18 protein-coding genes and 3 pseudogenes are annotated in these 25,525 nt (G+C 31.5%); all 21 read right to left on the bottom strand.

The window, feature by feature from the left end:
* Positions 1-143 precede the first annotated feature (143 nt).
* The 21 genes and pseudogenes from ACU68Y_RS08350 to ACU68Y_RS08250 all read right to left on the bottom strand — a co-directional run bounded on the left by ACU68Y_RS08350 (position 144) and on the right by ACU68Y_RS08250 (position 25,525).
* Positions 144-434 carry a DUF3847 domain-containing protein gene (locus tag ACU68Y_RS08350; protein ID WP_446755855.1) on the bottom strand — a complete coding sequence of 97 codons (291 nt, stop codon included), beginning with the start codon at positions 432-434 and terminating at the stop codon, positions 144-146.
* 73 nt (positions 435-507) lie between these two features.
* On the bottom strand, positions 508-648 hold the full coding sequence (locus tag ACU68Y_RS08345) for a hypothetical protein (protein ID WP_446755854.1): 141 nt from the start codon (positions 646-648) through the stop codon (positions 508-510).
* A gap of 30 nt (positions 649-678) precedes the next feature.
* Entirely contained in the window at positions 679-2,121 is a 1,443-nt protein-coding gene (locus ACU68Y_RS08340; RefSeq protein WP_446755853.1) for a HAMP domain-containing sensor histidine kinase, read from the bottom strand.
* Entirely contained in the window at positions 2,112-2,774 is a 663-nt protein-coding gene (locus ACU68Y_RS08335) for a response regulator transcription factor (RefSeq protein WP_002840689.1), read from the bottom strand. Before ACU68Y_RS08335 ends, ACU68Y_RS08340 begins: the two co-directional genes overlap by 10 nt.
* 124 nt (positions 2,775-2,898) lie before the next feature.
* A complete protein-coding gene (locus ACU68Y_RS08330) occupies positions 2,899-3,639 on the bottom strand; it encodes a lantibiotic immunity ABC transporter MutG family permease subunit (RefSeq protein WP_446755852.1) in 741 nt (246 codons plus the stop codon).
* Between the two features lie 5 nt (positions 3,640-3,644).
* Positions 3,645-4,394 carry a lantibiotic immunity ABC transporter MutE/EpiE family permease subunit gene (locus tag ACU68Y_RS08325; RefSeq protein ID WP_195853314.1) on the bottom strand — a complete coding sequence of 250 codons (750 nt, stop codon included), beginning with the start codon at positions 4,392-4,394 and terminating at the stop codon, positions 3,645-3,647.
* On the bottom strand, positions 4,387-5,097 hold the full coding sequence (locus ACU68Y_RS08320; RefSeq protein WP_002841082.1) for a lantibiotic protection ABC transporter ATP-binding protein: 711 nt from the start codon (positions 5,095-5,097) through the stop codon (positions 4,387-4,389). Before ACU68Y_RS08320 ends, ACU68Y_RS08325 begins: the two co-directional genes overlap by 8 nt.
* 226 nt (positions 5,098-5,323) lie before the next feature.
* Positions 5,324-5,443, bottom strand: a pseudogene (locus ACU68Y_RS08315) (adenine-specific methyltransferase EcoRI family protein); the annotation flags it as partial.
* 45 nt (positions 5,444-5,488) lie between these two features.
* A complete protein-coding gene (locus ACU68Y_RS08310) occupies positions 5,489-5,710 on the bottom strand; it encodes a helix-turn-helix domain-containing protein (RefSeq protein ID WP_446755851.1) in 222 nt (73 codons plus the stop codon).
* A gap of 95 nt (positions 5,711-5,805) precedes the next feature.
* A pseudogene (locus ACU68Y_RS08305) lies at positions 5,806-9,762 on the bottom strand (Eco57I restriction-modification methylase domain-containing protein); the annotation flags it as partial.
* A gap of 2,257 nt (positions 9,763-12,019) precedes the next feature.
* On the bottom strand, positions 12,020-12,985 hold the full coding sequence (locus tag ACU68Y_RS08300; protein ID WP_446755850.1) for a DNA cytosine methyltransferase: 966 nt from the start codon (positions 12,983-12,985) through the stop codon (positions 12,020-12,022).
* A complete protein-coding gene (locus tag ACU68Y_RS08295) occupies positions 12,978-14,699 on the bottom strand; it encodes a DNA topoisomerase 3 (RefSeq protein ID WP_446755849.1) in 1,722 nt (573 codons plus the stop codon). The genes ACU68Y_RS08300 and ACU68Y_RS08295 overlap by 8 nt, the downstream gene beginning before the upstream one ends.
* 90 nt (positions 14,700-14,789) lie before the next feature.
* Positions 14,790-15,773 (bottom strand): nucleotidyl transferase AbiEii/AbiGii toxin family protein, encoded by a 984-nt coding sequence (locus ACU68Y_RS08290; RefSeq protein WP_446755848.1) that lies wholly within the window; start codon positions 15,771-15,773, stop codon positions 14,790-14,792.
* A 1-nt stretch (position 15,774) separates the two neighbouring features.
* Positions 15,775-16,377 (bottom strand): DUF6088 family protein, encoded by a 603-nt coding sequence (locus ACU68Y_RS08285; RefSeq protein WP_446755847.1) that lies wholly within the window; start codon positions 16,375-16,377, stop codon positions 15,775-15,777.
* Positions 16,378-16,451: 74 nt separating this feature from the next.
* Positions 16,452-17,315, bottom strand: a complete 864-nt coding sequence (locus tag ACU68Y_RS08280; protein ID WP_446755846.1) for a CD1107 family mobile element protein — start codon at positions 17,313-17,315, stop codon at positions 16,452-16,454.
* A 14-nt stretch (positions 17,316-17,329) separates the two neighbouring features.
* A complete protein-coding gene (locus tag ACU68Y_RS08275; protein ID WP_446755845.1) occupies positions 17,330-19,681 on the bottom strand; it encodes a leucine-rich repeat protein in 2,352 nt (783 codons plus the stop codon).
* Positions 19,668-19,907: a hypothetical protein gene (locus tag ACU68Y_RS08270; RefSeq protein WP_002839226.1), complete on the bottom strand. Its 240-nt coding sequence runs from the start codon at positions 19,905-19,907 to the stop codon at positions 19,668-19,670. Before ACU68Y_RS08270 ends, ACU68Y_RS08275 begins: the two co-directional genes overlap by 14 nt.
* Positions 19,908-19,921: 14 nt before the next feature.
* On the bottom strand, positions 19,922-22,501 hold the full coding sequence (locus tag ACU68Y_RS08265; RefSeq protein WP_446755844.1) for a CD1108 family mobile element protein: 2,580 nt from the start codon (positions 22,499-22,501) through the stop codon (positions 19,922-19,924).
* 7 nt (positions 22,502-22,508) lie between these two features.
* On the bottom strand, positions 22,509-24,911 hold the full coding sequence (locus ACU68Y_RS08260; protein ID WP_410054644.1) for a VirB4-like conjugal transfer ATPase, CD1110 family: 2,403 nt from the start codon (positions 24,909-24,911) through the stop codon (positions 22,509-22,511).
* Positions 24,823-25,233 (bottom strand): annotated as a pseudogene (locus ACU68Y_RS08255) (PrgI family protein). Before ACU68Y_RS08255 ends, ACU68Y_RS08260 begins: the two are co-directional and overlap by 89 nt.
* 1 nt (position 25,234) lies before the next feature.
* Positions 25,235-25,525: a hypothetical protein gene (locus tag ACU68Y_RS08250; RefSeq protein ID WP_002838520.1), complete on the bottom strand. Its 291-nt coding sequence runs from the start codon at positions 25,523-25,525 to the stop codon at positions 25,235-25,237.

Raw genomic sequence — 25,525 nt, 5'->3', positions numbered from 1 at the left:
GCGAGTTTATTTACCCTTGACTTTTAAAAAGCGAATGGTTGTTGCTCCCTGCAAGGGTTTGGCTCCGCAGGACGCAAGCACCCTTTAGGGTGTATAATTGCGCCCTTAGAAAATCTAAGGGAGATTTAATTATTTTATTTTTCTTAATTTTCACTCATTATTTTTAGTGTTTCTTTAAATTCTTTCGTCTCTATCGCTTCTTCTAGTAGGATTTTTATTTCTTCATCTGTTAGTTCTTCTGCATTTTCTATAAGGCTTTCTAAGATTGCTCCTCTTGTTATTAGCCTATGAGTTCTTTCTTTTCTTTTTTTCACTATGTCTTGTTTTAATATTTTCTTTTCTTGATTTTTTAGTTGCCTTAATCTTTCTTCTGTATTGTCAATTTTATCTTTTATTTCTTTTGACTCTTGTCTTATTTGTTCTAAATTTTTCATACTAATTTCCTTTCTTGTATTAAAAAAAGACGATAGAGTTTTTATTTTCTATCGCCTAGGTTATTTATCCTATTTATTTTACACCCATTTCAATTTTGCTAGCTATAGGTATCTCTATAAAAAATACTGTATATTCTCCAAACTCACTTCTTACTCCGATGTTTCCTCCCACATTATTAAGTATTTTTTTTACTATTGATACGCCTAATCCCATTTATTCTTTATAACAGGAAAATGTATCGTTTTATTGGGATTTAAAACCTTTATTTTTTTTAACTACTGGAATTATAACTTGTACACAGGCATATCCCTCTGGAGTGTTAGATAGATATAGTTCTCCACCATTTTCTCGTATTACTCTTGCTGTGAAATACAATCCGACACCTTTTATATTTTGTGTGTAATTATTTTTTTCAGAAAAGCCTTTGTCAGTTGCGTGGACTAAGGCAGCATCTGAAAAATGTGATCCAGAATTTGTGATTTTGTATTCGGCTTTCCCGTTTGAAACGATAAATATTAGATGAATTGATTGGGGTGAATGACCATGCTCACAGGCATTAAGAATAATATTAGTTAAGGCTTGATGAATTGCACTTTCCTCTGTAGTTGTATAATCATCTGTATCTTGAAATTGGCTTTTCCACTCATTCCCATATTGCTCACTTAATATATGTCCTTCTTGATTTATTTTGAGATTTAAACTATCTAATGGCAATGATTCCTTGACTAGTTGTTCGTTATCTTCATGACTAAGTTGTAGTTGCAATCTATCTGCTACCTCTTCCAATCGATTCAAATTAAAAATAATGGATTCGGTATATTTCAATAGATTTTCATTCATTTTTTCTTTATCATCGTCAGATAGGAATAGAGTTAATTGACTAAGATCTTCTTTCATAAACTCAGCATTTGCACGAGCAACGGTCAACGGAGAACGATAATCATGCAGCATTTGGGTTGTTTGTTCTCTTATTTTATGCTCGTTATTCCAAAGTTCTTCTAATGTTGCTTTTAGATCAACACGCATGTGGTCCATAAGGTTCCCTAGCTCTCTAAACTCTGATATTGATAGGGAGGAAGGGACAGGTATATTTAGATCTCCATTTCCTATGGAAACAAGAGCTTTTTGTAGAGGTAATACATCTTTATAAATATGTCTGGTAACAGACTTTGCAAACCACATGGTTGGAATAAGAAGCGTGAGAGCTATTATAAAAATAAAAAGTGATTCTACTCTTGGCAGATGTGCATTTGCCCAATCTGAAGAATACAATACACCTATTCTGTATTTAAAGACGCAGACTCTATTATTGTATACAACCTTTGAAAAATAGCCTTTAGAAAAAGGGATTTGTTTTCCATCTAAATAGTCTAAAGCATTCTCTTGATCCTCTATCTTCATATTTGAATTAATAACTTCATTTTCATTGTTTAGCTGAATGTAGCCAATATTATCAGGTACCCAAGTTGAGTTGAAATTTTGGCTAGAAATGATTTTTTCCTTTAAGATTTCAACTTGTTTTTCTTCGTGGTTGGCAAAAGTATATAAATCATGTCTAACTCCATAGTGGAAACCGATAACCAATAAAAGAAAAAGAAAACAAATTATACCTATGAACACTAAGGAATATATAGATAATATTTTCCTTAGTGTATTTTTCTTAGAATATATATTTTTTATTCCCATTTGTAACCGACTCCCCAAATTGTTTTAATTGGATCAAGTTGATAAGTTGAAAATTTTTTTCTGATATTTTTTATATGTTCAACTATAGCTGCAGACTCAGATTCTGTCCAAAATCCACCGACTTGTTCGAGAATATGTTCTCGTGAAAAAACTTGCCCCTTATGTCTAGCTAAGAGTTCGCAAATTTCATATTCCATTTTTGTGAACTTGATAGTTTCTCCCTTTATTTGTATTTCTTTGGCATTCAAGAGAAAACGAATATCTCCAAAAGATAGGTAAGAATGATGAACACGCTCTTCCCTTCTTAGATGTGCTTTTACTCGACTGACTAATTCCAATGGTGTGAAAGGCTTGCGAATGTAATCGTCCCCTCCAAGTGCTAACCCCTCAGCGACATCTGCTTCTGTGGATTTGGCTGTAAGAAATAATATTGGACAATCTACTTTTTCACGAACATTTCTGCAAAGTTCAAAGCCATCCATATCGGGCATCATCACATCGAAAATCATCAAATCAAATTGATCGAGAGATAAACTTAAAGTTTCTTTTGCTGAGGCACAAGTATATACAGAGAATTGAGCACGCTTTAAACTTGTTTCAATAACAGATCTAATTTGCTCATCGTCATCAACTACAAGTATGTTTTGACCCATATATTCACCTCTCCTTTCATTAAATTTAGCCTGAGCCAAAAAGAGTACTTATATTATGAGAGCACTCTTATCATTCAAAATCATAGTATGATATGGAGATCTTGAACTTTTAAATAATTTAATATTATTCATCACTATTATCGGCTCTACCATCCCATTTATTAAACCATATAGGAATTAAAGTAACAAGTGCAATGGTTACTATGATACATATCAATAGACCATATCTCAGCTCAGCTGCAATCTTAAGAATATAATCTGTATGAAAAGTATCTAGAATCATTAGAGATGAAAATCTAGCTGCCCATGTTGGCGGAAGGTAATACCAAAACTTATCCAAAAGTCCAGTACATCCTAAAGCCCCAACCAGAATAAAAATGACTCCAGAACCTATTGACCATGACGTACCAAATTTAAAAGCGATAAATAGATGGATAAAAACTAGGCAAATAAGTGGAATAAGCATAAGAATAGTAGCCAAGACGTATGATATAGTAAGCATCTTTCCATACAGCAAAGCAAACCCAGCAACAGCAATGATTAAACTAAGACCTGTCATAATAACCAATAAAATAACAAGTGATATTAGCATTTGAATTCTTGATTTTCCAACACATAAAATATTAAAAGAAGAACCCGCACGTTGTTCCTGCTGAACAATACCAGTACACAACATGACAACCAAGCAATCCATAAATAAGGATAAGGCTTGAAAAAATCCAGATATATTTTGCTCATTGCTCCATGAAGAAACGGAATAATAAGCGATAAAAAGTCCTACACAAATAATTGGCCAAAGAATGGTTATATAAAATAGCGGACTTTTTACTATTTTATAAATATGCGAATGTAAACATTTCAACATCAAAATCACCTCGCTTCTGATTTTTTATAAAGGGTGGTGGAAACAATGGACAAAACCATCGTTAGTACCACAGATGCAACAATTGCAATTAAAACATCATAAGATTGTGTATAAATCAAATCTTCTTCAACAGGCAAACCATTAGGTAAAAGCCCTAAAATAGAAATCATGGAACGATTTACCCATGCCCATGGGCAAAACATCCAATATGGTTTTAGTGCTAAAAACACACCTGAAAAAGAAATAGCTAAATTGACCACTACCGAAAAGATCACCCCTAATTTTTTTGAAATTATAAAGCTAAAAGGGATTTGCCACATGGTTGTGATAAACATGACTATAATCCCTAAAAATATTGAAGCAATACTTAATTGCTTAATCTGATTAATTCCAAACAAACTAAAAATAAATGGTATACAAACCACAGCAACACTTAATAGAAAACAGGAAAGAAGAGCATATCCTAATACAACCAAAAGTTTAGAGCTCCATATTTTTCCTTGAGAAACTGGTAGACAACGGATTGCACGAAGTCCGTGCTTTCCGTTATCTATATTAACAGCTGTTGCACTGATTAATGCGAATGTGGCAGGTAAAAAAACTACATAGTACCAGTTGAATAAATTCAAGGAAAAATAACCTTGTTGAACAATAGCCATTAGTGCTAAGCAAAGAGGACTAGCAATAGCAATTCTTTTTGTTGCAGTTCTTTTTGTTTTCAAGAACTCGGCCATTAATATATTTGAATTACTCATTGAAACCTCCTTGCTGATTACTAACAACTTTCATAAAAAGTTGCTCCAAATCCATTTTTGAATCAAATGCGCCTTGATAACCTAAATGTCCTGATGCAATGATTCCAATATGATCTGCAATATGTTCGACTTCAGATAAAATATGAGAAGACAGAATTACAGTAGTTCCTTGTTGTGAAAAACCTCTAATAAGTTCTCTCAATTCCTTTATTGCAATGGGATCAAGACCATTAGTTGGTTCATCTAGAATTAAAAGTTTTGGATTACTAAGTAAAGCCAAAGCAATTCCTAATCTCTGCTTCATTCCCATTGAAAATTGTCCAGTACGTTTTTTACCTGTATTAGTAAGACCTACAATCTGCAAAACTTCTTGAATTCGCTCTTCTTCAATCCCTAAAGCAATTGATCGTACACGACAATTTTCATAGGCTGTTAAGTTTGGATATAGTGGTGCATTTTCAATCAATGCACCAATTTCAGAGAGATTTGAACGATTCCAAGGATTATTATTGAATATTATGTCACCAGATGTAGGTGTAATCATACCGCAAATCATCTTGAGAAGAGTAGACTTTCCGGCTCCGTTTGGTCCCAATAATCCATAAATTTTTCCTCTTGGAACATTGATATTAACGCAGTCCACCGCTTTTTGTTTCCCGAACTGCTTTGATAGATTTCTAGTTTGTAATATAAAATCATCCATAGTATATTTTCCTCCTTATATTTCTTTACGAATGTAATTTTAGGAGAAAAAAATAAGGAAATTATAAGGATTTAAGAATTTCCATAGTAGGTAGTTATTGTCAAGATTTATCTCGCCATTTTAGTGAATTTGGCTATAATAAACCAAAAATGGCGAGATTAAATACAATTAATTATTTATCATAATTGAAAAATTAAATGAATCGTTACCACGTTTTATAGTTCTATCAAGAGCCAAAATTATAATGATAACAATAAACCGCTTTATATCTAAAATGAGCCTTATAATATTTCAAATCTCTTTCTATATCAACAAGTTGAGTATGGAATTCGTCATTTTTGTTTTTACTTGCTTTTTTTTAATTTTTATTACTAGCTTGTCTACCCATTCTTTAATCCTCTTCTACTTGTTTTGATTTGCTAATCTCTATAACATCTTCAATTCTGCAATCCAATGCCAAACAAATCTTTTCTAATGACTCTAAGTTCACATAAGAATTTTTGCTCATTCTTGAAACTATGTTGCTTGTTATGTTTGCAGCTCTTTTTAAGTCTTCTTTGTTCATTTCTCTTTCTACCAATAAATGCCATAATGGTTTATAAGAAATTGCCATATTATTACCCCTTATCCGTTTTATTGTTAAGATATATTATATCATAAATAGGCTTATAAGTCACTTTAGCCTATTTTATACTTGTGCTTGCGTTAGTATTTATTGAGATAGTCCTTGTTTTTTCCTTGTCCCACTTGGAACTGCTCCAAATCAGACGGTCTCCAAGGGACGTCTAAATCATGTAAGGCTATTAGTTTATTTTGTACATTTGTACCTGCTCCCATTTTTTGAGTAGAGCCTAATAATACCCTTACTTCTCCTCTTCTTACCTTAGAGAACAATTCATCTTTTTGTTTGTCTGTATCTGCTTCGTGGATAAAGGCTATTTCTTCTTTAGGTATTCCCATATTCACTAGCTTATTTCTAATATCATCATATATATTAAATTCTCCGTCTCCTTTTGGTGTGGACATATCTGAAAACACTAATTGTGTCGATGAATTTTCTTTTGTCTTATCCCAGATCGAAAAGATATTTTTTACACATACATTAACCTTTGAATTAGGATCATCGGGAAGTAGTGGATTTATTAATCTTTGGTCAAGAGCAAGTTTTTTACCATCATTTGTAATCTTTAGCATATTATCTTCTGTTGGCTCTACTTGGTTATTTCTAACTGCGTCTGCTCTTTCTGAAATAGCTTCTAATATTTCTTTTTGTTCCTCAGTAGGTTTTGTTTTAATAACTTCAAAATTTGCTTCAGGAACTGGCAAATTTAACATATCTGAAGTCTTTATATCTGCTACTTCTTTAAACATAGACATCAACTCTGGCAAGTTATAGAACTTTGAAAATCTTGTCTTTTGCCTATATCCAGTGCCTTCTGGAGATAATTCGAAGGTGTTTTCTGTTTCTCCAAAAGTAGAAGCCCAAGCGTCAAAATGTTCTAATCCTCTTGCCTTTAAATCATCATACTGAAGGTATCTTTGCATGGTATAAAGCTCTGTCATTGAATTTGATATTGGTGTACCAGTAGCAAATACAACTCCCTTGCCATCTGTCATTTCATCCATATACCTACATTTCATATACATATCCGAAGACTTAAATGCTTCACTCTGACCGATACCTGCAACATTTCTCATCTTGGTGTGCAAGAATAAGTTTTTGTAATTATGAGCTTCGTCTATAAATAACTTATCTACTCCTAGTTCTTCAAAGGTTATTACATCATCTTTTTTAAAGTCATCATTTAGTTTTTCAAGTCTTACCAAGAGTTTTTTCTTTGTCTTTTCTAGTTGTTTTACTGTGAAATTTTCCCCTCTATTTCTTTTGTTCTCATCAATAAAGGAAACTATATCATCTATTTGGTCTTGTATATGCCTTACTTGGTATTCCTTAGACATTGGTATTTTTTCAAATTGAGAGTGTCCTATGATGACCGCATCATATTCTCCCGTTGCAATCCTACCTATAAATCTTTTTCTATTTTTAGGTTGGAAGTCTTTTTTATCGGCCACCATAATATTTGCTGACGGATATAATTGCATAAACTCCCTACCAATTTGAGTAGTTAGATGGTTAGGAACTACAAATAATGACTTACTTGCAAGTCCTAACTTTTTAGATTCCATAGCAGAAGCTACCATTTCAAAAGTTTTTCCTGCTCCTACTACATGGGCAAGCAGTGTATTTCCACCATAAAGAGTTCTTGCTATGGCATTTTTCTGATGTTCTCGAAGACTGATTTCAGTATTCATTCCATCAAAAGTTAAGTTAGAACCATCAAATTCTCTATTTCTAATTGAATTGAATTTTTCATTATAAATCTTTTCTAGCCTATATCTTCTATCAGGATCTTCAAATATCCAGTTCTTAAATTCCTCTTTAATCAATTCCTGCTTTTGGCTTGCAAGCATAGTTTCTTTTTTATTTAATACTGAAGTCTTAGAACCATCATCATTTATTACTTGGTCAAATACCTTTGTATCTTTTAAGTTAAGGGCATTTTCAATTAGCTTATAGGCATTTACTCTACTTGTACCATAAGTCATATTAGCAAGGTCATTAGCTGAGTCAACACTTTTACCTTCAATGTTCCATTCACTTGTATGTGGTGAAAACCTAACATTTATATTCCACCTATCATAGCCAGGAGTTTTTAAAAGATTAAAAGTAAAGTCTTCTATATCTTTTTGAGGTATCCAAGTTGCTCCTAGCCTTACATTTATATCAGAAGCAGTAAGTTCTTCAGGCATAACTTCTTGTAATTTTTCTCTTTGATATTTGAGTTTGCCTAACTCGTTTAATAGTGTATCTTTCTTTTCAGAAGGTGCTAAATCTATTACATTTTCAATTTCTCCGATATATGAATTGAGGTAGCCAATCTTTTCTCTGATATTACCACTTAAATATTCATCAGCCGATACATATGAAAAATGAAATGGATCGTCATTGTCAAAGTTCTCAAAGGGCATTCTGTTATTTATTAGGTCTGTATCCTTAATATCTAAAAATATCTCGCCCTCAAGCTCACCAATTAAGGTGTTCCTATCTTTACTTGTGATAGATTCCATATATTCAAAATCTACATATCCTTTTTGTGAAACTGATAAGACTAAAGCTTCAAGGGAAGTGTCTACATGATCTACTACCTTTGCCTTTGTTATTGTTCTTTTTGAGAATATATCACTCTTAGCTTTGAAATTATCCTCATCATCAAGTATTTCTATTGATGAAACCAAAGGAAAGTTTGAGTCTTCCTTTAAGGCTCTAGTATTTGATAAGGAGTTAATAAAGCCATGTTTCTTTGAAAAGTTATCATAGACTTCATTTAACTTTGCTTGTGACTCTTTTATTTCATCGTCTGAAAAATAGTCCTTTTGTTTTTCTATTACATCTTTTAAAGCATTCATTACATCAAGATAATCTTTTATCTTTTCTTTATTTTTATCTGATATATTCTGCTTGATTAAGACTGAGTTTTCTCTTAGGTAGACCTCTTCATCAATAATAGTGTAAGAAAAATTCTTAACATCATCTGTTGCTGGAAGACTTAATTCTTCATCTTCCAATAGTTCGACCTCTTCATATTTTGAATTTGAAGATATTTCCTTACTTGCAATATCCATTAAGTCTTTTAACTTTTCATCTTCTTTTTCATCACAAGTAATAGTATTGCCAAATCTGCCAGATACTTCTTTCATATTCCCTAATACCATCTGAGGATTATCTACAAAGTATTTATTATAAGTCAAACCCTTTTTATCAGTTGCTAGATGAATCCAATCATCATCTCTTTCTATAACTGAATCTCTCTTTTTCAAGAAAATAATATCTGAAGTAACTTCTGTACCAGCAAGTCCTTTAAATATTGTATTAGGAAGCCTCATAGCTCCTAAAAACTCACATCTTGCATTAATATATTTTCTAACAGATTCATCTTTTTTATCCATAGTTCCAGATGAAGTTATGAAGGCAATAATTCCTCCATTCCTAACCTTATCTATTGACTTTGCAAAAAAATAATCGTGAATCAGAAAGTTATTTCTGTTATATTCACGATCGTTAACTTTAAAATCTCCAAAGGGAACATTTCCTATTACCAAGTCAAAGAAATTATTTGAGAAGTTTGTTTCTTCAAAACCTTTAATTTGAATATTAGCTTCAGGATAAAGTTCTCTTGCTATTCTTCCGCTTAGACTATCTTTTTCTACTCCATAGACTTTAGAGCTTTGTATTTCACTTGGCATACTTCCAATAAAATTACCGACTCCTGCAGACGGTTCAAGGATATTTCCAGTCTTAAATCCCATATCTGTTAGAGTCTTATATATTCCATCCATTACCTCTCTAGGTGTATAAAACGATGTTAAAGTAGACTCTTTAGCATTCAAATACTCTTCATTTGTTAGATTTTCTTTTAAAATATTTCTTACTTCAAGCCATTGTCCGCCCTTTTCTTCATCAAAGACATCGGCAAGACCACCCCAACCTAGATAGTCAGCAAGATAGGCTTGTTCATACTCCCTTGGGCTCCTATTTTCATTTTCAAGTCTTTTGAGCATTTTAATAGCTTTGATATTTTTATCTAACTTTTCAGATGGTGTAAGGTATTCTGAGTAGATATGATTTTTCAAGTCATAATTTCTAGCAAAGCTTAGCCTTTTCCTATCAGGTTCATAGCCTAGATTCTTTAAATCTTCTTTACCCCTCAATAAGTTTTCGGCTGCTTCTCTTGGAACATTGTATCTATCCATCATTTGGTCAATTTCAGGATTGTGGTTATCTATAAAGCTTTCTTGCTCTACTTGTCTTTCAATTTGTTTTTCATGCTTAGATAATTTGTATATCTCGTAATTTCCACTATCTAAAAGGTCATCAATCTTTCTACTTTCTTCAAATGTTTCACCCTTATATAAGGGGATTTCTTCTCCATTAACTTCTACCTTAGTTCCTGTTTCAATTAAGTTAATTCCATCAAAGGTATTCTCATCTTCTAAAATAAATTCCTTACCAACTTTTACAGCTAGTTTTTCTGATGTTTGACTTAGATTTTCAAAGATTTCTTCAAGGTATGAATCGTTTCTATATGGAATTACTTCCGAACCCCTAATCATACCTCCCATATATTCCATATTATCTCGGATAGTGATAGTTTTAAGTCCTCCACTTAGTTCATCAAAATCTGTAATAGTGAAGTCCTTATCTTTATATCTAACCTGATCACCTATCTTAAATTTAGGCTCTATATTTTCCTTAGTTTCTTCTTTTAATAATTTTTCCTCACTTAGTGCAACTTGTTCTTCTAAATATGAAAATTCACGCTCATTTACTTCTACACCATCACCAAGGTCAATCCTATAATGCTCGACAACTTCGCCGTCTACATAGTGATCAAAATAGAATTTAAAATATCCGATATAATCATCAGTCATTTCTCCAAATTCATTTTCTCCAAGAGTTTGATTATGGTCTTTAACATCAATATCCTTTTGTCTTAGGACATTTATTAATTCTTTGGTTACTATCTGCCCACTATAATCGGGAACTAATTCGTGGTTTTCATTAAATTCTACAATCCAATAATCTTTTCTATTTTCAGTGTTTTTGCCATCAAAAAAAGAAGCTTCATCAGCTTCCTTTTCTTGGCTTATTTCCTTTTCTACGCTTCCACGTATTCCTTGATTGCCATTCTCTTCACTGTTGCCATCAAGTTGTTCATCTGTCCTTGGAATTTCTCTGGATTTTCTCTCATCATCTTCTCTGTCAATCCTTGTGCTTTCATCATCTTGACTTTCTCTCTCTTGATATAGTCCACTGCCTGAGTCTGAATTTCCTTCAGGTGGTTCAAAAGTGTTTTCTCCTCGTACATTTCTTGAAGTTTCTTCCAGTTCTCCATGTCCTCGCTCCCTACCAGGTAAGACAGTCTTAGAACTGCGTATGTTGGATTCGGAAATCTCTCCATAAATTCCAGATCCTTCTCCATCATGTCCAATGTTTTCTCTTCGATCTTCATCGCTATTTCCTCTGTCGCTTCCATCTGTGAAAACTCGTCCATCTCTACTTCTTGACCTATCATCTCGTCTATATAAATCATTTTGACCTCCTCTATCTTCGTTTATATTTTCTATATCTCTATTATAGTCGCCACCGGCCCTTTCTGTCAGCAGCCTAGCTCGATCCATTTCCTTAGATTTTTCTATTGTGTTATCTATAATATCTTCACTAACCCTTGATATTACAAGACCTATCTGCTCTAAAGAAATTGTATTAATCCTCGAAAAATTATTTTTTAAATTTTCCATATCCATAGGATAAACTGTATTAAACCTATTAGCTACCGCATAGGATATTGAGTCTCTCATAAACTTTTCAAAACTTAGTCTATCCTCTATATCTATTCTCAAATCAGCAAGTGCCAAATTAATGTATTCATCTCCATAAATTCGGCTCAAAGAAAATATATTTTCATTGAGTGAATCACTAGCTTCAAATGAAGAATCTCTTATTATTTCTTTTAAAGCCTCCTTATGATTTTCGTGATCAAACTGCCATAAGCTAACCTCATTAATATTCCTATCCATTGATGTGGTCTGACTAATATCGAAAATATATGAAATTCTTTGATTTACATCACTTCCAACTAAAGTTGGAATACCCTTTTGACCTCTCATAACAACTCGACCAAAATATTTTTTCCACATATCAAAAGTCGCACAAGCTCTAGCTTCAGGTTCTTTGTTATATATACTTAGTTGGCTAGAAAAATCATATTTTTGATTGTTACCTATAACCTTTAAGAGTTTTAAATACTCTTTTTCATCTTGTAACACTTCATACTTTATTGCTTCTTGTATATTCTTAAAATCATTTACTTGCATTTCCTACCTCCATTCTATGAATTTCTTTTATAATAGCCATTAAAACATCAACCACAATAGAATTGCCGGCCTGCTTATAAAGCTTGCTTGAAGTACAATTTTTTCTTCTTGGATGTGCTTCTTCTAGTTTGTTAATATCAATGTCATCAAAACCCATGAGTCTTAAACATTCTCTTTCTGTTAAATACCTATATTTACCATTTCCAATATCTATTATTCCAGAATTAGGTACTCTCATCTGTTTTGTAGAAATAGTATAAGAAAAATCTTTAATCACTTTTAGTCGCCCTCTAAAACTATTATCTATGCCTTTATTTAAAAATTTCAGCATATAAGGTTGGGTCATTGTGTAAAGTTCACTTACATCCTTTTCTAAAAATTCACTTAGTGATCTTGTTTCTTTCCTCTCCAATTTATTAAAAGAAAAGTTATTTGCTCCAAGACACGAAACAACAAATATCCTTTCTCTTTTTTGAGGTATCCCAAAGTCCATTGCATTTAAGATTTCATATTTGCTTTCATATCCAAGGTTTTCTAGCTCTTTTAGATAAATAAAAAAGGAGTCCCTCATATTTCTATCAAGGACTCCCTTTACATTTTCCCAAATTATCCATTTAGGTTTATCTTTCATTTCTTTGATTATTCTAATTGTTTCAAATAGTAAGCTTGATCTAGTGCCTGAGTTTTTTACTCCTCCTTGCTTTTTTCCTATTCTTGAAAAGTCTTGACAAGGACTTCCATGCATAATTAAGTCTATCTTCTCATTAGGAGCTTTATATCCTACTACTGATTTTGGCTTATAATCTTCCCCATAAAGTGCGTTGTATGATTTAACACAAGCCTTATCTATTTCTACATAATCAACAACTTCATAAGGTATCTTTAAATTAATAAAAGCCTTTCTAATAGCACCTATGCCACCGAAAAGCTCTAATATTTTTACCTTATTCATTTAGATTATTCTTGTACCTATCTACAAGCTCCCTTATACTATCTTCTATTTCTCTTAAAAAGTCTTCTTTATCTACTTCACCAGAGCTAATCTTTGCAAGTTTCATTTCCCATTCAGATGTTGTTTTAGCTGACTTAAACTTATCCTCTACAATTGATACAAGTCTATTGCCTTTTTCTGTTACAAGTAGATTTTTCTTATCTCTTCTTATAAGGTCCTTATGGATAAGATTTTCAATAATTCCTGCTCTTGTAGCTGGTGTTCCTAAGCCTTTTCTCTCCACTTCTATGTCTTTATCCAAGGATTCTACTCCTGCATTTTCCATAGCTTTTAAAAGTGTATCTTCATTATAATGACTTGGAGCTTTGGTGAATTTCTCCGATATATTTTTAGAAGTTAGCTTAATTTTATCTCCTGTCTTTATATCTGGTAATTCATTTTCTTGTTTTTCTTTTCCATAAAACTTTAGATACTTTGTATATCCTTCATCTATTACAGTCTTACCACTTGCATTAAAGCTAAACTTGTCATATTCATATCTGATTTTTCTACTAGATTCCTTTAAGTTATCCGAACATGAAGCAAGTAATTTATTCTTAATTAGATTATAGATTTTACTTTCTTTATCAGATAAATCTTTGGCTTTTCCAATGCCTGATATAGTAGGAATAATTGCATAGTGATCTGTAACCTTAGATGAATTAAAAATAGACTTAAAGTTTGATTCGTTGATTTTAAAACCTTCTTCAAGTCCTTCTAATAATTCTTTCATAGTAGTAACCATATCATCGGTTAAATACCTGCTATCTGTTCTTGGGTATGTGATTAGCTTTTTTTCATACAAGCCTTGTGCCATATTTAAAGTGTCATTTGCTGAATATCCAAAATATTTATTTGCTTCTCTCTGTAAGGTAGTGAGATCATAAGGCTTATCTGGTTTTGTGCTTATTTCTTTATCCTCTACCTCTGTAATAACTATTTCATCTTCTAGTAGATTTAATAGTTGCTCTGCCACTTCGATTTTATCAATCCTATCTGATACAAGTTTCAATCCTCCATAAGATAGGTCAACTGTATAATATTTTTGCTTCTTAAATAGGTTTATTTCACTATCCCTCTTAGCTATTAAATATAGGGTTGGTGTTTGTACTCTACCAACGGAATATGTTTCCTTGTAAATGCAAGAATAAAGCCTACTTAAATTCATTCCTACCAGCCAATCCGCAATTGCTCTTGCACTTGCCGATCTATATAAGTCTTCAAAGTCTTTTCCGTCTTTAAGATTTCTAAAGCCATCTTCAATAGCTTTGTTTTCCATTGAAGATATCCAAAGTCTTTGAATCTTCTTCTTACATTTAGATTGATTATATACAAGCCTAAAGATAAGTTCTCCCTCTCGTCCAGCATCACAAGCATTGATAACTGTGTCGATGTTCTTATCGTTTAAAAGCTTTTTTAAAACTCCATATTGTTTCTTAGTGATTTTAGATACTTCATAAATATATTCTTCTGGAATTATAGGAAGAGTGTCTATTGTCCATTTCTTCCATTTTTCGTCTATCTTATCTGGACTTGCCATTTGAATTAAATGACCTACACACCATGAAACAATGTATCCATTCCCCTCATAATATCCGTTTTTTCTTGTTCTTGCTCCAATTACTTTTGCAATTGTAACTGCTACACTTGGCTTTTCTGCTATTACTAACTTCATTAATTACCTCCATAAATAAAAAAAAGAGCGAAAGATTTCTCTCTCGCTCAAAGTTTTTCTCCCGAATAATATATTATTTTCGGGAGAATTCTATTTATTAATTTCTTTTTCTAGTTCTTTAAGAACTTTTATAATCTCTTCAAAGTTTGGATAGTCTCCATAAATCATTTCTGACATAGCCTTATAATCTTTTTCTATTTCAGAAAATCGGTACTCTCGTGGGACTAACCTTAATCTACCATTTAATGCATCTTCATACCTTGCCCACTTTCTAGGGTAGAATTTCATTTTAAATTCAGTCACTTGCTTTAGTAATTCTTTATCCTCTAAGGCTTTGTTTTTAAAATCTGAATTTGCTATTTTATATAAGTCATAAAAGTGTCTTGCATACCTATGTGGCATAGGAGAAGATTCTGGTCTATTTGCTTCGTGGTGTAAAATTGTTGCTTTTTCCCAAAAAGTTCTCTCTGCTGATACTGTTCTTATATTAGTTTTTTCTTTAAAAACATTTGGATAGGCTTCTCCAATTATTGGCAGGATTTCCACTTCAATTGCAGGTGTCCATGCTGCAAGACTTCCTATTTCAATCCTTATATTTTGTGTCAAATAATTAGATTCAAAAATTTTAGGATATTTACACAAAATTGTTTGTGAATCTATACTATCTATAGAAAATTCAAAATCAAAATCCTTTAAATCTTGTTCTAAAACTTTTAAAAATTGGTCTCTTAAAAATACTTCTGTCTTTTCATTAACTGCTTTGTTGAATTTATCTTGCTTGGTATTTGATCTTTCTATCCATGGTTCTTTTTCTTCATAACCTAATACTCGCCAATCTAAGATTAAATCTATATCTTCAGAAAATCTTTCTATAAGTCCAAAACACTTTGAAAGTGATGTTCCTCCTTTAAAGGTAAAATATTCTTTCCATTTGTTTTCATTAAATAGATAATCTAAGATAAAAGTAACCCAATAGTCTTTTTCAATGACTGCTTCAGATATATTCCTCTTTCTTGCAGTATTTACTATTAAAGTCCTTAGATCTTCTTTATTTTTTATATAGAACTTATTCATTTTAACCCTCACAGATTTCCCTTATCACTTCATATATCCATGCAGGAACTGATTTTGATTCGTTCATTAAGTCTATTCTTTCTTTTTCACTTAAGTTTTCTCTTATCTTTTGTATAACTTCGCTGGTTATATCTTCTTTACCTAAAGACTTAATTGCTTGAATAGCAGTCGCTGTCTTCAAAGACATATTAGCAATCTCTCCTGGATTTACTTTTTTAAATTCTAAAATGGTATCTCCAATTTTATATTCCTTATATCTTCCACTAGATATATATTTATAGTGAGTTGGTACTTGTGTTGAAAGTCCTAATAAGTTTAAGGCTGTGCTATTATATGGTGCAATATTCCAATTGTATTTTCTTGCTATAGCAAGTGCTAATTCATGAATTGATACTGCTTCATACTCTCCGATTAATTCACTGTATTTTGGATTGTAATAAAATCCATTAATTACTCTTTTTATTTTATTTTCACTAACTAGTTGATTTAAAGTTCTACGAACAGTTTCATTTCCTGCTATATCTAAGAAATCATTGTTTATAAAAACTTTTCTGCTATCAAAATCATTAATTCTATTTTTTATTTGATCTAAATAGGAATTCATTTTGCTTCACCTTTCTCCCGAATATTGTATCATATTCGGGAGAAATAATCAATTTAGATTAAATTTTCATATCCTTATAATAGTTCATCGTCATCATCATCTAGTGATTCTTCATGACTTTCTTCGTTGTCAGACTCATCTTCTGACTCACTAATATAATCCTCATCATCTTCTTCAAAATCTTCCAACATTTTATCTTCCTTAGCTTTTACTACTTTAAAATAATATCCTGCTCCTACAACTCCTCCAATTACAAGTGCAACAATTAGAAATGAACCTATCCCTCTTTTCTTTTCTTCTTTTACTGGAACAGTCTTAGGTTCTTCTTTTTTTACTTCTTCTTTCTTAGGCTCTTCAACCTTTATAGTATTTTTATCTTCTGATTCAATCATATTAAGTAGGTCTTGCTCTCCTACCTCTGTCAATAACCTTACATTATCTTGATTTGATGAATGATCCACTATTAGGTGCATAGTTTTTCCACTTTTAGTTTGAAATGTTAAAAATTGTCTTACATCTACTGGATTTTCTTTATCTTTTTCTGTATCTCCACTTGGTGTAATATCTTTTCCATTCCTATCTACATTCTCAATTACTGAACCTCTTGCCTTATTTTCCTGTGTTGCAAGATTATTTACTGCCTTAGTATTACCACCTTTTACAAGTGGTGTTTTCTTAGGAAGATTATTTGAAGGCTTATTTGCTTCACTTGTATTTCCTGGTATTCTTGGAACATCTTGATAAGGAATTTCTTCTTTTGATGGTGTAAAAACATCATCTTTCAACATTTTTTCAAATTCTTCTTTTTGTGGTTCATATATTGATCCACTTTGATTTTCTATTTGCCCTTCATTTGTCATTGCAAATGTAGTTGCTGGTACTGTAAATGTAAAAAGGAGTAACGCTATGGCTACTCCTCGTTTAATACTCTTATTCATTTTTCTATCCTTTCTTATTTTACATTTTTAAATACATATACTGCTTTTCTAGCATTGTCCCATTCTATTGTTTGATTTTTACCATCTTTAATATCTCCATGACTTGCTCCAAAAGCTTTAGCAATATTTGAAATTGAAGCATGAATTCTTCCATTTATAATCACTGGCTTAACATCTGAATTGTAGACCTTTCCATCTGAATCTTTCATAACACCAGTATCAATATTTAGTCTTAATGTCTTTTTAGCTAGGATATTATTCTCCTTATTTGAGAAAATGGCTTCACGAGTAGAGTTGTCATACTCAACATTAAAACCTAGAGTATAGGCAATATATCTTACTGGAATCATAGTTCTTCCTTGGTCTACATAAGTTTTTACATCCATATAGACTGTTGTCTTACCATCTTTGTTGATAATGTTATAAAAGTTTTTGTCTACTTGGAAAACTGCAAATTCTTTTTCATCTTTAACTTGTTTTTTGCCTTGTTGTTCTTCTTGCTTTTTCATCTTGTTAAGATCAAATTGATTTAGGATATTCTTGTCATCAGCTTTTAAAAGTTCGTCCCACTTCTTATCTTGAGATTTCTTATCTTCTTTATTCTCTTTGTTTTCTTTTTGGAGTTTTAGAAGTTCATCTAATTTTTTAGATAAGTCTTGATTTAGATTTTTATCTTTTTCATCTTTAGTTTGTTTTTCAAGTTCTTCTTTTGCTTTTTTATTTGCTTCCTCGATTAACTTCTTGGCTTCTTCAATTTTCTTATCTAAATCTTCTTTTAGCTTTTTTATTTCTTCATCAGAAGATTTTTGTTTTTCTTCTAGTTCTTTAATCTTATCTTCTAATTCCTTTTTTGTATTTTCAGAAGATTCTTTTAAACTATCAATAGCTTTTTGAAGCTCTTCAATTTTCTTACAACATTCTGACTTAGTATTTTCTGTTTCTTTCTTTTTAGACTCAAGGTCTTTTATCTTAGCATCTTTTTCATCAAGAGCTTTTTCTAAGTCCTTAATTTTATTATCTTTATAATCAATTTCTTTAGTCTTCTTTGCAAGTTCCTCTTCTAAAGAGTCAAGCTTTTCTTGCATTTCTTTGATTTTATTTTCGTTTTTATCTGCCTTTTCTTTCTCAGCTTCTAGCTCCCATTTTGTAGATGAATAATCTTCTTTTAGCTTTGCATTTTCATCTTGTAATCTTTTTAATTCATCTTTAAGCTGAGTAATTTCTGCTATTAGTTCATCATTATTAGAGTTTTTAAGTTCCTCAATTTCTTTATTTAATTGAGCAATCTTATTATCTTTATCTCTAATCTCTTCTTCTAGCTTAGCTTTTTCTTGTTTTAGTTTTTCTCCATTATCTTTGCAAGATTCTAACTTTTCCTTTAATTCATCTATCTTTGATCGGTCTTCTTGTTTTTCTTCATTTAAGTCTTTGATTTGATTTTCTAAATCCTTAATGTTTTTAGTTAAATCATTAATTTTATTGTCTTTTTCATCAATATCTTGTCCTGTCAAATCTGTTTGAGTATCAATGGAATATTTATTTGGATTGTATATAGTCATCTTTCCTTGATACATATCATTGTTATAATCAAATTCAAGTTCTACACTATCTACATTCTTATCAAAGACAAACTCTCCATTTTCAAACCTTAATCCATTAGGAATAGATTTGAATCCTTGATTTCCATTGAAACCAAAAAGATTTTCGTAAAATGGATTTTGTTTTGGTCTATACTCAACTTCTTGATTATGGAATACTCCCTTACTGTTAATATTTGGATTGCCTAAAACTTTTATAGTGTGCAATTTGTTTCTTGAAAAAGCGTATTGTTCAATTGTCTTCACAGACTTCGGTATAGTTATTTCTTGAAGGTTATTTCTTTCAAAAGCATTATGTTCAATATTTACCAAAGTATCAGGTAAAGTTACTTCTTTAAGTCCACAGTTGAAGAATGCTAAGCCTCCAAGATAAGTTAGGCTATTTGATAGTTTTACCTCATCTATACTTGCTTCATAAAAGGCAGCATAACCTAAATGCTTAACAGAGTCAGGAATAATTACTTTATCCCAATGTTTGCCACGTCCAAATTCTCTTTTATACCTAAATTCATCGTTTGAATGATTTAAAGAATAATTTCCATTTATAGACTTCGTCCCTTCAGGAAATACTAGAATATTTGTCTTTTCTTTCTTTTCTAAACCCTTATCACTAAAGGCAATTATATTTCCCTCAGAAGAATACATAAAATCATCTTCCGTCCAAGTAACATCAGACTTTGCAAATGCACTTGTATGCACAGTTGATGTCAAAACTAATAAAAGAGCCATAAAAAAGGCTCTTAGTCTGTTCGTATTAAATTTCTTCATTATGAATGTTCTCCTTTTCTTTTAATTTTTCTTCTCTTTTTCTATCATTGATTTTCTCCATTAATTCTTCCAAGCTAATATTGTTCCTCCTAAGAGTTACAATTATTTCTTCATTTTCAACTTGTATTTCTTCATCGCAAATTTCCTTGTATTTTGCATTTAAATCTTTTAATTTATCTTCTATTTTTTTCTTCTTATTCCTAATGCTTATAAGTTTTCTGTTCACATAATATCTCCCTTCTATCTTGGTCTTCCAAAACCATAAAAGTGTGATTTCCAATATTTTGAATTTATTGATGTGTATTGAATTGGATCTCCTGCGTGAATCATCATTCCGTTACCTGCGTATATTCCTACGTGAGATATTGGTGTCCCACTGTTATATGTTGAGTGGAAAAATATAATATCTCCAGGTTGAGCTTCACTTGGACTTACTGGATTACAATAGTCTTTATATATTCTCCATGCAGTTGTTCTTGGCATTCTCTTTACACCAGACTTTGTAAATGACCAACATACAAAACCTGAGCAGTCAAAGTTAGATGGTCCACTTGCTCCAAACACATATCTTTTGCCTATATGTTTTTCTGCTTCATTAAAAAGAGCCTTGGCAGTAGCTGAATCAAAAGCAAGACCAGGATTTCCAAAGTTTGGATTGTCTACTATTTCTCCTAAGTCCCCATTACCTGATCCAAAAACATCTCCCATATTTCCCTTAGTTTCAAGAAGAGCTTCATAGTGAACTACATTGTCTGGATAATTTTTAAATATTTCCCTAACAACTTCATCCATTTCTTTTTTCTTTAAAGTTACAATTAACTTTTTATATTCGTACTCTTCTTTTTCATAGCTAGTATACGGATTGCCACGACTATCATATCTAGTTCTTGCTACTGTTCTTGTTCTGATTTCAATTTCTTCCTTAAAATCAAGTTTATACATCTTATCGAAAAGCTCTTTTAAAATTCCTTTTACTTCAGATGCTGATTTTACTTCACCACATCTTGAAGTTATATAGGATAAAAGTTCATGGGTATTATGACCAATTTCTCCTTCTTTGTTTATGATATATTCGTCATATCCAGGATGACTTGTTTTTACACTTTCGATTTTTGATTGTAGGTCATATTCCATTGATGAAAATTCTTGATTAACTTCACTTAGAACTGTATCTTGTGATAGGTATGTTGTTGTCATTACTGAGTTGACAGAGTTACTTAGTCCACTCATACCAACACTACCACCACCAATCATGATTGATAGCATAAGACCTAGTCCTATTACTAGAAATAGAACCATCTTACTTTTTCTTACGATTAGCTCTTTAGAAGCCTTACCTAAACTTAAAATAGCTTTTTTAACTCTATCTACAAGTCTTGTTTCGTGCTTTTTAGCTATCATGCTCTTCATTTGCTTTCTCTGGTAAAACTTCTTAAATCTATTTTTCTTTATATAGGCGTCTGACTTTTTTAAATCTTCCAAGCCACTTTTAAACTCCAACTTGCTTTTTCTCTTTCTTATTTTCTTATCAAGTTTAGATAGTTTTTTTAAGGACTTTTTCTTTTTGTCTAACTTATACTTCCTTATTCCATGCTGGAGTTTAGAGCTTACATTAGCGACCTTTTCTCCAGATTCTACACCAGTATTATCAGACCCTGAACTTAAATAATCTCTCACTAATTCTGAAGACTTAGCTCCAGATAATAAAACCCCAGAAGATAGACTTCCTTTAGTTTTATTCTTTAAAATATTATCCTTTAGCTTGCTTTTAGACTTTTCAAGCTCTCCAATCTTTTTATCTGATATAAAGTCTTTAACATCTTGTGCCTTCTTAGAATCTTTCGGTGTAACTTTCTTAGATTCATTTTTTAAGTCATCGATTTTCTTTCGAGTAAATTTATCACTTTCATAATTTTTTCTCTTGTAGTAAGTCTTCTTTTTATTAACTTTCTTTTGTTCTGAAGGTTTAAGGCTTGTTTCTTTTTCATCTTTTATAAATTCTTGATTATTGTCTTTAAACTCAGGATTATCAAAAGTTTTATCTGTATCAACTTCGTTTAGCTTATTTTCTTTATCTTTTTCTTTAGAAATTTTCTCCTTATCTCTAAACTTCTTTTCTTGATAAAGTTTCTGTTTTCGCTTTTTATCGATATTAGCATTACTGTCGTTCTTGCTCACTTCATCTTTAACAAGCTTATCTTTTCTATATATTCTCTTGCTTTTCTCTGCTTCGATAGGTTTATCTTCACTTGTCTGGATTCGCTTAGACTCTTTCTCGTTGATTTTGTCTTGGAATTTATCCTTACTATGGATAAGTTTATCCTCATAATTTTTAAGAACTTTTCTTTTACTTGATGCCTTCTTATTGCTTATTGGTTGAGCGTTAGCTGAAATATCATCTGTTGTTAATTTATTAGAATTAATATTTCTACTATTTTCACTTTCAAAATTTACCTTTTTGAAGTCTACATCTAACTCTTCATCAAGTTTAAAGCTTTCATCTGTCCTTATTTCAAGATTAGTTTGTTTTGTTTCTTCAACCTTATCCTTATTATCTAAAAATTCTTTTCTGATTCTTTCCTTGTTTTTAGCCTTCTGAAAATCTTTTAGTTTATCTTGTTTTTGATCTTTAGCTAATACATTCTCATGAATTAGTCTAGATTCTTTTTCTGAAATTTTATCTCCGAACCTATCCCTAGTTTTAATTATCTTATTGGTATAATCATCTGAATGAACAAGTTTACTATCCATATTTTTTTCAGGAGCGTCCCTATTTCGTGTAATTTTCTTTTGAAAATCTTTTTTTAGTTTTTTATCCATATCACACCTACTTAGCTTCTTCTGGTTTTGTTGTCATAAGCTTATATAGCATGGTGTCTTTAGGGAATTTATCAATAAATGGAACAATAGTATTTCCGAAGAATAATAGTCCCTCACCTGCGTTTGAATTAGTAATATAGTTTAACTGATAAGGCGATATTTTTAATTTCTTAGCAAGAATATCTCTATCTCCAGATGCTTGATTTAACATTAGAACAAAGTCTGTATTATCAAAGATATTTTCAATTTCCTGACTTGTTAAAAGGTCTTTTACGTTTTGTGTTATACCTGTTGGAATACCTCCCCATTTTCTAAATCTTTTCCAGATTTCTACTGAATATGAAGCAGTTTGTGGGTCTTTTAATAAAAGGTGGAACTCATCTATATAGTATCTTGTAGACTTACTTCCTCTATTTAGGGAAACCTTGTTCCAAACCTGGTCTTGAATTACAAGCATACCTATTTTTTTAAGTTGTGTTCCTAGCTCTTTTATATCAAAACAGAGCAGTTGTCTATTTAGATCAACATTTGACCTATTATTAAATACATTAAGACTTCCCTTAACATAAATTTCCATTTCTGTTGCTAGTTTTCTACCAACTCCCTCTTCTTGAGATAGGAGCATATCGTATAAATCTCCTAATATTGGCATATTTTCTGGCTTAGGGTCTTCAAAATATTTTTGATATATCTTTGGTAAGCACCTATCTATAACAGATTTTTCTGCAGCAGTAAGACCAGATCCTCCTACTACAAGTTCAAGCATAGACATTATGAAGTTTGCCTTATCCTTTAAAGGTGCATCCCCATCTCCATAGTTCATATTTATATCAAGTGGATTTAGATAGTCCTTTGACTTTGCTGAAACTTTAATAACTTCTCCATTAAATTGTTTTACAAGGTTTGAATACTCGCCTTCAGGATCACAAATAATTACATCATCGTCTGTTACAAGAATTGCATTTGCCATCTCTCTCTTTGCCGAGAAAGATTTACCAGAACCTGGTGTTCCTAATATTAGTCCGTTAGGATTCTTAAGTTTCTTCCTATCTGCCATAATCAAGTTTTGGCTAAGGGCATTTAATCCATAGTACAAAGAATTTGCCGAATCAATAAATAGCTCTTCTGTTGTAAAAGGCATAAATACTGCCGTTGATGATGAAGTTAAAAATCTTTTTATCTCGACTTGATTAACTCCTAAAGGTAAGGCAGAAACAAGTCCTTGTTCTTGTTGGTGAGATAATCTTTTTACCTGACAATTATTTCTATTTGCAATTGATGATATTTGAGCAATGGTGTTTTCTAATTTTTGATTAGTCCTTGCAAAATTCATCATTACTATGGTAACTACAAAGAGCCTTTCATCTCTATTTTGTAAGTCAGATAACATGGACTTAACATCAGCCCCAAAAGTATTTATGTCTGATGGAATAATATCCATATCATATCCAGCACGAACTGCTTTCTTTTGTTCTTCAATTTTCATTCTGTCTAGGTCTGTGTTCTTTCTCTTAATAAGTTTTATAGCTTCTGCTTGTTCAACTACATCTATATGAAAAGCTACATAAATATTGTCATCAATATCTAAAAACTCGGATAACATTCTGTCTGATAACTCACTTGCAAGTATTTGAAAATGGCTTACTGCTCCAATGAATTTGCCAAATTTAAAATTATTTGCTGGTGCAAAATTAAAGATATTGGGAGTTATATGTGATTTTGTAGACTCTTTTTTCTTCAAATCCTTATATGAAAAATCAAAGTTTTTGTCTGGATTTAACATATCGTGAACAAGTCTTAACCTTTCATCGCCATCAAGACTCTCTGCTCTTACTCCCATAGATTTAAAGTTGGATAAAATATCCACTTCAAGTCTATTTAACTTTGCTCTTGCTTGCTCTAGGTTATCGGCTTCTGTTGTAAAGGTTATATACTTCATCTTTTTAAGTCCGTTATTGCCCTTTGCAAGTTGAAGCTTTAACATCTCCCTAAACTCTTTTCTTACATCGTCATAAAAGTCTCCCTTATCAGCAATTTTAATTGCGTCTTGTAGGTCTTTATTTCTCCCTAATTGATTTACATATGAAAGTTCTATGTGGACACTTGGATCAAAAGAATTTAAAAAGTTGGCAAATTGGTTAAAGATTAAATCTCTATCTTCTTCCAATGCCAACTGGTAATTTATATCTTGAAATGAAATTGTCTTTGAATAATTTTTTTCATCTAACTGGCAAATGCCCTCTGGTAACATTCTTTTATATGGAATTGTATCCTCAACTGTAAATCTCTTTTTCTCTTTCTTTAAAAGTACACTTAGAAGACTATTTGTCGGATCTTTCTTTGTTTTTAGCTTTCTTACTTCCTTTCGGTCTTTTTTTAATTGTTTTTCCCTTAGATTTAAGTCGCTGATTTGCTTTTTTCTATGCTTCAAGGTATGCCTCCTTTCTTATTCTCTTAGTTGGTTGATAAAACTTATGAAGATAGAAAAATTTAAAATATTTTTCAAAAGTTAAGGTGTCTTTTTCATATAAGGTTATAAAAAAGATTGGCAGGGTTACTATTAGCATTACAATGATAGAAACATCATTAGGTAGATATTTTTTCATAAATAAATAGGTTGGTATACCAATTAGTCCTGCCACAGAAAAACCTATAAGTTGTCTTTTGGTTAAGTTAAAGGCAACCTTTGTTTTAATCTTGTCCAAATCTTTTGGTATTGGTACATATGCCATTTTAATCTCCCTCTACTTCTTCTTTGGAAAGTTCAAGTATATGGTCATAATTAGATGTTGTTTCCTCTTCCAGGTAGCTAATTCTTTCTTCTAATTCTTCTTGTTTTTCTTCATTTCTGTCATTGTATTCGCCTTGATACATAACAAATTCATTGTGACATCTTCCGAGTCTATTTATTCTCCTCTTTAAGTTTCTAATCTCTTCATTTCTTTTTTTCTCTTTTAAGATTTCATAAGTTCCTCCTAATAAAATTCCAAGTCCCAATAAAGCACAATTTTTCTTTTTTAACAT

It is taken from the genome of Finegoldia sp. P1-F-LS (assembly GCF_052932205.1).
Note: the sequence above shows the minus strand (reverse complement) of the source record. Positions and strands in the feature narration are given on the sequence as shown.